Source organism: Agrobacterium sp. 22-210-1 (assembly GCF_053522525.1).
Window position 1 is genome coordinate 145,061 of the sequence record NZ_JBNWCI010000001.1, and the last position, 10,167, is coordinate 155,227.

At 59.4% G+C, this 10,167-nt stretch carries 12 protein-coding genes and 1 pseudogene; 6 read left to right on the plus strand and 7 right to left on the minus strand.

The annotated features are described in order from the left end of the window. Positions 1 to 117 (plus strand): annotated as a pseudogene (locus ACQZ5F_RS00725) (TrmH family RNA methyltransferase); the annotation flags it as partial. Positions 118 to 332: 215 nt separating this feature from the next. On the opposite strand, the gene ACQZ5F_RS00730 reads toward ACQZ5F_RS00725, so the two are convergent. Both ACQZ5F_RS00730 and ACQZ5F_RS00735 read right to left on the minus strand, forming a co-directional pair. Next, on the minus strand, positions 333 to 1,568 hold the full coding sequence (locus tag ACQZ5F_RS00730) for a coiled-coil domain-containing protein (protein WP_225339274.1): 1,236 nt from the start codon (positions 1,566 to 1,568) through the stop codon (positions 333 to 335). Between the two features lie 315 nt (positions 1,569 to 1,883). Continuing rightward, positions 1,884 to 2,480 carry a DUF1134 domain-containing protein gene (locus tag ACQZ5F_RS00735; protein WP_052818233.1) on the minus strand — a complete coding sequence of 199 codons (597 nt, stop codon included), beginning with the start codon at positions 2,478 to 2,480 and terminating at the stop codon, positions 1,884 to 1,886. Between the two features lie 251 nt (positions 2,481 to 2,731). On the opposite strand from ACQZ5F_RS00735, the gene chpT reads away from it, so the two are divergent. The 3 genes from chpT (at position 2,732) to ACQZ5F_RS00750 (ending at position 5,157) form a co-directional block, all read left to right on the plus strand. Then, positions 2,732 to 3,379, plus strand: coding sequence for a histidine phosphotransferase ChpT (chpT, locus tag ACQZ5F_RS00740; protein WP_046801496.1), 648 nt, complete (start codon positions 2,732 to 2,734; stop codon positions 3,377 to 3,379). Positions 3,380 to 3,465: 86 nt separating this feature from the next. Continuing rightward, entirely contained in the window at positions 3,466 to 3,993 is a 528-nt protein-coding gene (locus tag ACQZ5F_RS00745; RefSeq protein ID WP_046801495.1) for a GNAT family N-acetyltransferase, read from the plus strand. A gap of 117 nt (positions 3,994 to 4,110) precedes the next feature. After that, entirely contained in the window at positions 4,111 to 5,157 is a 1,047-nt protein-coding gene (locus ACQZ5F_RS00750; RefSeq protein ID WP_225339273.1) for an alpha/beta hydrolase family protein, read from the plus strand. 73 nt (positions 5,158 to 5,230) lie between these two features. On the opposite strand, the gene ACQZ5F_RS00755 is transcribed toward ACQZ5F_RS00750, so the two are convergent. Continuing rightward, positions 5,231 to 5,746 (minus strand): GNAT family N-acetyltransferase, encoded by a 516-nt coding sequence (locus ACQZ5F_RS00755; RefSeq protein WP_448731036.1) that lies wholly within the window; start codon positions 5,744 to 5,746, stop codon positions 5,231 to 5,233. Positions 5,747 to 5,885: 139 nt separating this feature from the next. Further along, the gene (gene ctrA, locus ACQZ5F_RS00760; protein ID WP_003491823.1) at positions 5,886 to 6,590 is read right to left on the minus strand and encodes a response regulator transcription factor CtrA; all 705 of its coding nucleotides are present in this window, start codon (positions 6,588 to 6,590) and stop codon (positions 5,886 to 5,888) included. 480 nt (positions 6,591 to 7,070) lie between these two features. Between ctrA and ACQZ5F_RS00765 the strand changes: the two genes are divergently transcribed. Further along, positions 7,071 to 7,421, plus strand: a complete 351-nt coding sequence (locus ACQZ5F_RS00765) for a flagellar export protein FliJ (protein WP_003491821.1) — start codon at positions 7,071 to 7,073, stop codon at positions 7,419 to 7,421. Between the two features lie 286 nt (positions 7,422 to 7,707). Further along, the gene (locus tag ACQZ5F_RS00770) at positions 7,708 to 7,911 is read left to right on the plus strand and encodes a DUF1059 domain-containing protein (RefSeq protein ID WP_046801492.1); all 204 of its coding nucleotides are present in this window, start codon (positions 7,708 to 7,710) and stop codon (positions 7,909 to 7,911) included. Positions 7,912 to 8,042: 131 nt separating this feature from the next. On the opposite strand, the gene ACQZ5F_RS00775 is transcribed toward ACQZ5F_RS00770, so the two are convergent. The 3 genes from ACQZ5F_RS00775 to ACQZ5F_RS00785 form a co-directional block, all read right to left on the minus strand. Next, positions 8,043 to 8,324: a GNAT family N-acetyltransferase gene (locus tag ACQZ5F_RS00775; protein WP_046801491.1), complete on the minus strand. Its 282-nt coding sequence runs from the start codon at positions 8,322 to 8,324 to the stop codon at positions 8,043 to 8,045. A gap of 222 nt (positions 8,325 to 8,546) precedes the next feature. Then, positions 8,547 to 8,822: a CtrA inhibitor SciP gene (gene sciP / locus ACQZ5F_RS00780; protein ID WP_004430042.1), complete on the minus strand. Its 276-nt coding sequence runs from the start codon at positions 8,820 to 8,822 to the stop codon at positions 8,547 to 8,549. A gap of 192 nt (positions 8,823 to 9,014) precedes the next feature. Continuing rightward, on the minus strand, positions 9,015 to 10,055 hold the full coding sequence (locus tag ACQZ5F_RS00785; RefSeq protein ID WP_225339272.1) for a DUF2793 domain-containing protein: 1,041 nt from the start codon (positions 10,053 to 10,055) through the stop codon (positions 9,015 to 9,017). Positions 10,056 to 10,167: the final 112 nt, after the last annotated feature.

Here is a 10,167-nt window from a genome sequence, read left to right on the forward strand (position 1 = left end):
CTGTGGCGGTTTCATACCGGGCGGATTGCGCAGTCGGCGCAGCTGGATAGCTTGAATGCGGGCACGGCTTCGGGGCTGGCGCTTTATCAGATGGCGGGGGTGATGGGGCGGATTTAAGGGCTCAGTGGGTGTGGTTTACCCCCCTCTGCCCTGCCGGGCATCTCCCCCTCAAGGGGGGAGATCAGCTGGGAGCTAACGCTCGCTCATTCGCAACGTTAGAGATGGGCTGAAGAGTGCCGCATATCGATCTCCCCCCTTGAGGGGGAGATGCCCGGCAGGGCAGAGGGGGGTAAACCGCACCCACTGAGGCGGACTATCCCGCACCACCAGCTTTACTGTTCCCGCTTCCCCATCAACGCACTCGCCCCCGTCGCAAGGCTCTCCCGCCCCGATGAGCCGGAGGCCTTGGCCAGCAGACCCGGAATAGGCGACGTCTCGCCCTCCTGTGCAGCCGTCAGCGCAATCATCTTTGCGGCGATCCGCGCGATTTCGCGGCGGATGGGTTCGTCATTGCCGGTGCCGCGCACATTCAGCAGGCGTTCGGTGAGCGCCGTTCCCTGATTGCGGATGTCCTCGATTTCCTGCTCCAGACCTTCCGGCGACGGTGTCGTTGGCTCAACCATGGGGGAGACCGCAGCCTCCTCCGTGGTCACCGCCTGTGTCACGTCCTCAGCAACGACGGGTGTGGTTTCGAGCGCGGCGGCTGGGGCAGGGGCCGCCGGTTGCAACTGGCTCGCCGCTTTCTCAACCGGCACGGCCGGGTTCGGCAGGCGAATGATCATGTCGTTGCTGCGGCCGCCAGTTGCCGCCAGCTGTTCCTTCAGGCGGGCGACTTCCTGATTGCGCAGCGTCAGCATGGTGTCGAGATCGGCATTTTTCGCCATCACGGTGGCGACCTGGTCTTCCAGACGCGTGACCTTGCGGCTTTCGCGCGCAACCGCCGTCATGGCTTCCTTGTTGCGGGCCGCCACATCCTGCAATTCGCGGGTGGCGGTTTCGCCTTCCTTGCGGAAGCGCGAGGCGCTTTGTTTTGCCTGCTCGGCTTCCAGATCGCGGGTGGCGGCGGTGATTTTCGAATCATCCAGCTCGCGCGTCAGATTGGTGAGGCGGGCGGTGAGATCAGACATCTGGGCGGCGCGCTCGTTGGCGGCCTGTTCCTGTTGCGTGAGGTTCATGGCAATCGCACCGGCGCGTTCTTCGCTGTTATCGAGGGCGGCGCGCAATTCGCCGATCTCCAGCGTCAGCTCCTCGATTTTCAGCGAAAGGCTGCGATTCTGTTCGCCCAGCCGATAGGCGTCGCTGGAAGCGGCTTCGTTGGCGAGGCGCAGCGAGGTGTTTTTCTCCCGCTCGGTATCCAGTTCCTGGCGGACCTTGGCGTTTTCAGCGGCGTAAAGCGCGCGCGCCATATCCTTCTGGGCGCGGACTTCCTGCGGGCTGATGGGCATCGTCGCGCGCAGGCGGTTTTCCGTATAGGCGACGATGCGGCGGTGGATCGCGGGTGCAATCAACAGGGCCAGCAGGGTTGCGGTGAGAAAACCCAATCCGAAAAGAATGGCATATTCGATCACGCGGGACAGTCTCCGAAACTCAGATACGCGCGCATTCGGAAAGAGGAGCGCGAAAGCACGTTACGCTATTATTGCAACCGTGGGGAGGGGTCTCCCGGCAATTGCACAGGCGGTGTCAGCGCCGCTTGTTTCTTCTCCCCGAGGGGGAGAAGTCCGCGGCAGCGGGATGAGGGGGCGAGGGTCATGAGGTGCCGGCAACGTTGCCCCCTCATCCGGCCCTTCGGGCCACCTTCTCCCCGGTGGGGAGAATAAACCTGCCGCAATCTCTCGTCCTATATGCCACCGCTGGCTCCGCTGCACTTTGATTTCAGCGAATCAGAAGGGGTTCCAGGTCGGCTGCTGGGTAAGCTTCAGGTAACCGACATTGATGCCGAGGCGTGCGCCGATGCCGGTGCGGATGGGGGCGAGCGTCACATCGCTGCTCTTCAGATAGGTCATGCCGACGCCAGCGACGATGAAGGCGGAACCGCTGACACCGCCATAACGGCGGTAAAGTGCATCGACGGAGGGAAGATTATAAACCAGCATCATGGCGCGGGTGCCCTGACCGCCATAATCAAGCCCGAGCGACGGGCCCTGCCAGAACACCGGGTGCTGGCCGGCATTCTTGGTATAAAGCGTGCCTTCACCATAGGTGAGGCCGGCAACGAAGGCGCCGGAGCCTTCCTGGCCAAGAATGTAACCGTTCGGAAGTCCGTATTGCTGGAAGGCGCGCTCCACCACCTTGGCAAGGCCGCCGGTGGTTTCACCGAAGAATCCGTGGCCTGCATCCACGACTTCCTGGATGGAATATTGATCGCTGGTCTGGGCAAAGGCCGGTGCGACCCACATCAAGAGGCTCGCAAGGAGCGCGAAAATCTTTCCCAGTCCGAGGCGTGCAATGGTGCGGGTTTTCGTAAGGCGCATCGTCATGTCCGTCCGTCTGTTTCGTTAACGCATCAGCCCGAAAAACCGAATCGATTTTCGCAAGGGCCGATGCGTAGAGTCAAAGTTCTACAGCATCTGTCGTGCATCCTGGCGGATACACGGGGCTCCAATGTGGCCTGTTAAGGCATTTGGCATTTTGAAACCATCCTATTAACAATCGGTTTACCAAATATGGTGTCATTATGGCTTAACAATTTCCACACCGTCCGCGCCTCCCTTGCGCAGGAGAGAATTTTATGACGAGCAAACTCAATATCACGCTGTCCGGTCCCGATCTGGCGGCTCTTTTGTGCAGTCGCGTGTGCCATGATGTGATTTCTCCTGTCGGCGCCATCAATAACGGCCTCGAACTCTTGGACGAGGGCGGCACGGATGACGATGCGCTCGATCTCATCCGCACGTCAGCCCTTAACGCATCCGTGCGGCTGAAGTTCGCCCGGCTCGCTTTTGGCGCTTCCGGCTCGGCCGGCGCTTCCATCGACACCGGCGAGGCCGAAAAGGCCGCGCAGGATTTCGCTGCGGCTGAGAAGAAGGCTGAAGTCAGCTGGAACGGTCCGCGGGCCATTGTTCCGAAAAATCGTGTCAAACTTCTGCTCAACCTCTTCCTTGTCGCTTACGGCGCAATCCCGCGCGGCGGCAATGTGGATGTGCTGCTGGAAAGCCCCGATGGCGACGCCAAGTTCGAAATCACCGTCAAGGGTCGGATGATGCGCGTTCCGGCCAAGTTCGTGGAGATTTACGAAGGCCGGCTGGAAGAGGCGGTCGATGCCCATTCCGTGCAGCCCTATTACACGCTGCTTCTGGCGGAAGAGGCCAATATGACGGTGGAATATAAGGTGCATGAAGATCGCATCGTCTTTACCGCAAAGACGGTTGCCGAGTGACCATTCGATTGCGGAGATGATTTTGCGAAAGGGCCGGGATTGCGTCTGCCGACGCGCCGGCCTTTTTCGTTTTGGGGAGCATGTTCATGGTTCGTCTGACCACCGCTCGCCTTCTCCTTCGGCCACACGCCATTGGGGATGAAGCGCTTTATCGCGCGTTCTGGGGGGCTGATGTTCCGCAGATCGAGGGACTTACCGCGATTGCTCCGCTGGACGCGGAACTCGCATTCGCAAGGCTTTTGCGCTTTATCGGCCATTGGTCCGCTTATGGGTTCGGCCCCTTTGTGGTGGAAGAGCGTGCCACGGGGCGTATCGTGGGCGAGGTGGGCTTTGCCCATATGCGCCGTGGAAACGGGGCCGATTTCGATGGTGTTCCCGAGGCGATGTGGAAAATCGATGTCGAACTGGGCGGCAAGGGTGTCGCGACCGAGGCCGTGGAGGCCGTGACCGGGTGGTTCGACAGCAGCGGAATTTCGCAGCGGACCGTCTGCATGATCGATCCGCTGAACAGCCCTTCCTTGGCCATCGCCGCCCGATTCGGCTTTCGGCCATTCCGCGAAACGACGTTCCGGAAACACCCGATCCGGCTTTTCGAACGCGTGGCCGGGGTTTAGACGATTGGTGAGGGCGCTGCCTTGATCGTGTTTCAGTCCGTCCTCAAACCCGTTTGAGGTCTCGGGCGGCGGCGGTTTGAGCCAGGAGTTGGTGCATATCAACTCCTGGAGCATCTCATGCGCAATTTTCTTCTGGCGACAATTGTCATCTTCTCCCTTGCTCCCGCCGCGATGGCGGAAAGCGCCATCGGTTTCAAGCAGATCAAATTGCCTGACGATGCTGGTGCAAGAGCGCTCAATGTATCATTGTGGTATCCGGCTGTTCCGTCCGGAAAAACCGAGGTCGTGGGTGAAAACGCCGCCTTTTACGGCCTTGGGGTTCAACCGGGTGCTTCCATTCCGCCCGGTTCCCGCCCCCTCGTTCTGCTCTCGCACGGGTTTGGCGGAAGCTGGCGCAATCTGAACTGGCTTGCCGGAGAGCTTGCGCATGACGGTTATGTCGTGGCCGCGCCGGATCATCAGGGCGAATCCTCTACCGAAGAGAATGCAGCCGAGGTTATTCCGCTATGGGAGCGACCGCGCGATATCGGCAGAACGCTGACGGCACTTCTTGATGACGATCGGCTGGCCGGCGAGATCGATGAGACGCGCATCGCCGTGATCGGCCATTCCCTTGGCGGCTGGACCGCGATGGAGCTGGTGGGAGGCCGTTATAACGCCGAACTTGCCTTGAAGGACTGCAACGCAGAGAAAACGCCACCGCAATGCAAGGCGCCACGGCTGCTGGCCAAGGTCGGCATCATCGGCGGTGGCAAGGCCGATCCGCGCCTTTCGATGGATTTGCGGGATATCCGCATCCGCGCGGCCATTGCGCTCGATCTCGGCCCGGCCGCCGGGTTTTTGCCGGAAACGCTTGAAGGTGTCGATGTGCCGGTTCTGGTTCTGGCTGCCGGTGTGGAGACGCCGGAGATCGCCGCGATCAGGGCCGATTCCGGTTATATCGCCCGGCATCTGCCAAAAACCACGACGATCTATCGGGAGATACCGGATGCCAGCCACTTCAGCTTCATGCAGCTGTGCAAGCCCGATGGCGAAAAAATCGTCGAAGAGATGTCACCGGGCGAAGGTTTCGTCTGCCGGGATGGCGGGGGCAGGGGCCGCGCTGAGATCCACGCGCAAATCGCAGAGATAATCGGCGGCTTTCTCAAAGAGAAACTGCATTGAGACGCCTATCCGCCTGATAGATGGAGGGACGCCTCGCTGAAACCTTTCGGTTTTGTGCCGCGTCCCGATTCCTTCAAGCGGCGTTGAGCTGGTAATATCGGAAAACGAGATCTTCCGGGTCGTTGCGCGGCGCGGAGGAGTCGGGAGAACCACCGATTCGCTTGGCGACGGCGGCGGATTTGCTGTTTTGCGGGGATACGTAGCTCACCAGCGTGGACAGCTTCAGGGTTTCGAAGGCCCAGCCACGCAGCGTCATGGCGGCTTCGGCGGCATAACCTTTGCCCTCGTGGCCGTCATAAAGCAGCCAGCCCAGTTCCTTTTCGGGAAATAGCGGGCCGTGATTGATGCCGACCTGGCCGATGCATTCCCCCGTTTCATCAAGCTCGATCATCAGCGCGCCGTGGCCGAAGAAGTGCCAGTTGGCCAGATCGTGGCAAAAAACGCCCCAAGTTTTCCAGAGGTCATATGGTCCGCCGACACCGAGAGAGCGCGGTGAGGCCATGAAGGCCAGATAAGCGGGGAAATCCGCCATGGTCTGCGGGCGCAATGTCAGGCGTTGGGTTTTGAGAGTGGGGATAGGGTGGTTCATGGCATTGGTCCTTTTTGGGAGTGCCAATATGCGCTTTCTGTTGCGTCTGAATGAAGCGGGTATGTTTTGGCTGTGACGCACAACAAAAAACCCGCTGTCGCCAGCGGGTCTTTTAAAACTGTCCTGTCCTTATAAGGGATCAGGCGGTTTCGAGGAATTCCGTGGCGCCGTCAGGCTCGCGCAGAACATAGCCGCGGCCCCAGACGGTTTCGATGTAGTTTGCGCCGCCAGCGGCATTTGCCAGCTTCTTGCGCAGCTTGCAGATGAAAACGTCGATGATCTTCAGTTCCGGCTCGTCCATGCCGCCATAAAGGTGGTTCAGGAACATTTCCTTGGTCAGCGTCGTGCCCTTGCGCAGCGAAAGCAGCTCGAGCATCTGATATTCCTTGCCGGTCAGGTGAACGCGCTGGCCACCCACTTCAACCGTCTTGGCATCGAGATTGACGATCAGCTCGCCGGTGGAAATGACCGACTGCGCATGGCCCTTGGAACGGCGGACAATGGCGTGAATGCGGGCAACAAGCTCGTCCTTGTGGAACGGCTTCGTCATGTAGTCGTCGGCGCCGAAGCCGAGGCCGCGCACCTTGTCCTCGATGCCGGCCATGCCGGAGAGGATGAGGATCGGCGTCTTGACCTTGGAAAGGCGCAAGGTTCTCAAGACTTCATAACCCGACATGTCAGGCAGGTTGAGGTCGAGAAGAATAATGTCGTAATCGTAGAGCTTGCCAAGGTCCACGCCTTCCTCGCCGAGGTCGGTCGTGTAGACGTTAAAGCTTTCCGACTTGAGCATCAGTTCAATGCTCTGCGCTGTCGCGCTGTCGTCTTCAATCAGTAGAACCCGCATAATTATCCCCTTTGCCGCCCGCGAACCGGTAAAACATTGCCTCGCGCGATGCGGATCCAGACGTTGCCTGATTTGCAGGCTGCCACCAAATGGTTAACAAATTCTAATTGCCTTTGGCAAGGTGTATCGAATTTATTAAGCAAAGAAGGCATTTCGCTGTTTTTGCACGTGAATCCACCATCGCCAAAATTGAAGCTTAACGTGAGGATTTCTCGCTAAGTGATTCAATCGACTCTTACATCGTCTGGCCCATTTTTTTGGACCTGGCATTTACCGACCCTTAAATGATCGTGTTTATCATTAACGATGCCCGTAAACGAAAGGTTAACGACGGTGGTTTTTTATTAACGTCGGGTAACTTTTAGGAATCATTCCGGCACAGGAGTTAACCTTTGCGGAGTGACGGGCGGGTTAAACGGGCCGATCAGGGGGGCATAGTGCCTTTTTGATCCGGGTCTCGCTATCCATGGAGTATTGCGTATGAAGTCGCGTGACAGCCTGGTTCGCCTGAAGGAATTTCAGGTCAATGAAAAACGTCGGCAGCTTAACCAGCTGCAGCAGATGATGTCCGAATTCGAGCGGATGGCAAAGGAACTGGTGCATCAGATCTCGCTGGAAGAGAGCAAGTCGGGCATTACCGATCCGACACATTTTGCCTATCCGACCTTCGCCAAGGCCGCGCGCCAGCGGGCGGATAATCTTCAGGTCTCGATCCGGGAGTTGAAGGCCCAGCAGGAAGCCGCCGAAGCTTCGCTGGAAGAGGTGCAGGCCGAATATGAAAAGGCCGCTGCCCTCGAAAACCGCGACGGAGCAATCCGCGCCCGCGCCTGATATCAGGCGCAACATCGGACGAATGATCGTCCTCATTGACGGCTGCCGGTGGATCAGGAGGCGGCTTTCAATGACGGGACGGCATGCATTTTTTTAAAAGGCCGCCTCTCAGGGGCGGCCTTTTGTTTTGCCGTGTCGCCGTATCTCCCTGCCGCCCGGCCACTCGCTGATTTCGATTGTCCGGGGGTGGGGAAAGGCGTAATTTAAGGGGGTTCCGACCGTGAGCCGGAGGCTTTTACGCGCACGCGCCCCTGCGGGTGCGGGTGGCTATTGCAGGGAGGGAAAAATGGCCCGCCAATATATTGATTGCCGCGAATTCCCCAGTGACAGCAAATGCACGATCGCCATCTCCGCCGATTCTCCGGAGGAGCTTATGGAAGCGGCCGTGCAACATGCTGTTGCCGTGCATGGCGCAAAGGATACGCCTGAATTTCGCGAGGAAGTCCGCCACAGCATGCATGCAGGGACGCCGCCGCTGAAGGTGGCGTGACGGGAGGCCCGACGCGCATTTATGAATGACGCAATATGGGAATGGTTGTGAAGGATCGAGCGTCTGCCGCTTGTTTCTTCTCCCCGCCGGGGAGAAGAAGACGCGGCGACGCTTTTGACTATTCTGCCGGCTTACCCCTGGATAACATCCGCCCATTCTTTATGGCGCAGCGTCTGGGCCTTGAAAAACGGGCAGAGCGGAATGATTTTCCAGCCGCCCTTGCGGGCCTCGTCAATCGCGTGGGCTGCGAGCGCCTGGCCGACGCCTTTGCCGCGCAGCGCATCGGGCACGCCGGTATGATCGATGATGATAAGGGAAGGGGAGGTGCGCGAATAGGTCATCTCCGCCTTGTGGCCGTCGATGGTTGCCGAATATTCGCCGTGCGATCCGGTTTCGGTGCTGAGAATGTCCATGGTTTTGCGCCTCCGTGTTGCTGTTCGTTCTCGCCACTGTAATGGCTTGCGCCTGAATTGAAACAGCGGGAAAGCGAACGCAGCGGACACAAACCGGCGACAATCTTTTACCGTGGGGCGGACATGCTGTGGGGGGAATCCAAAATCAAACCGAAAACCCCGTCGATAATCTGACGGGGCATTTGAAATTCGGTTTGGGCGCGTTGCCGCGCCGGCGCAATATCAGTGGCGATATTGCTGAATGCGCGTGGTGCGCAGGCCGGCAAGGCCATGATCGGAGATCGAGGACTGCCAGGACAGGAATTCTTCAACGGTGAGCGTATAACGCTCGCAGGCTTCCTCGAGGCTCAACAGTCCTCCGCGTACCGCTGCAACCACCTCCGCCTTTCTGCGAATGACCCAGCGACGGGTATTGGCAGGCGGAAGATCCGCGATCGTCAGAGGGCTGCCATCGGGGCCGATGACATATTTAACTCGTGGGCGTATCATTTCGGTCATTGGACACTCTATACAAACTCAAGACCATATGACGGGAACTCTATCCCCGTACCTTTAAAAATTGCCTAAGCAGCTCTAGACAATTTATTAAGAATTTGAACGGTTTCGCCTGATCTGTTCGAGTCGCCTTATTTTGCCGGGAAAAAATTTTTCCAAAAATCGCAATTTTTATCGTCCATCGGTTGTTTGCACTCACAGTGCTGCAAGCGAGAGGCATGTTTTCCCGTTACCCTGGGTAAATTCCGCCGTCCCCTCATGCTGCAGCCGCAGGCGGTCGCCGGCATTGAGGGAAAGGATGGAGGTTGCCGACTGCGACGTGCCTGAAGTCGATGCATTGCCGGCGATGCCGAAGGGGGCCGCCGCACCGTTGATGAAAAGCGTCACCCGGTGGCCGGAAGAGGAGACCACGGCGAGCATCAGGGCCGCCAGATAAAGACCCTTTGCCGGAACCACGAGTTCGCGCCCGCCGCCGCTCACCGCATCACCGAGCGCAAAGCCGCCCTCGGCGATGGAGAGCACGGAAAAACCTGCCGCCGTGCCATTGGCGGGTTTCGTCGTGCCCGCCGGCAGGCCGACGACGGCGAGCGGGCGGTTCGGCATCGAGACCCGGCCGTCGCCGCTGCAAAGAAGTGCGGTGTGCCATGAGGCGCCATCCTCGCTGGTCTTGATCGAAAACCCGTCATTGCCGGCAAGGCCCATTTCCGCCCGGCCGCTCCAGCCGGACTGGAACAGCAGCGAGGCGGTATCGGCCTTGCCCGCCTTGTTGACCGTCAGGCGATGGCTGCCGTCTTCCGGCGCATGGGTGAAGAGGCTGGCAGGGGAGGCGAGCGCCAGACGGTTCGTCGTGTCGGCATCCGTGCCGATGCCAACCCTTTCCATCCGGCCAGCGGCAGGCAGCGGCATGTCGCGCCAGACGCCGTCGTGCAGGATGCGATATTTATCCTCACTGACAAACCAGGCCGTCCAGCCGGGCTGTGGCGTGAACGAGAGCCACGCGCCATCCTGCCGGAAGGCGAGCCTGCCGCCTTTGCCGGCCCAGTCACCCGCGGCATCCGCGGAGATGAGGAAGCAGTCTCCTTCCGCCGCATTTTCGGGCGGTGTGGCGACGGCGGCCTTGATGGTGAGCTGCACGATCGCATCCAGCCTTTGCAGGGCTTCGTTGTGGGTGACGTGTTTCTGTGCCTGTGAGGGGAGGATATAGGGAAGCCGAAGTCTCGCCGTCTGTTCCGTCATGATGTGCCTTCCGCGCTGATGTGTTCGTTCGCGGGGCATTGTGAGGCGGCGGGGTGGGGTGGGGATGAGGGGGGATGGGATTATTTTGGGAGCTTCGGCGTATGCCGCTTCA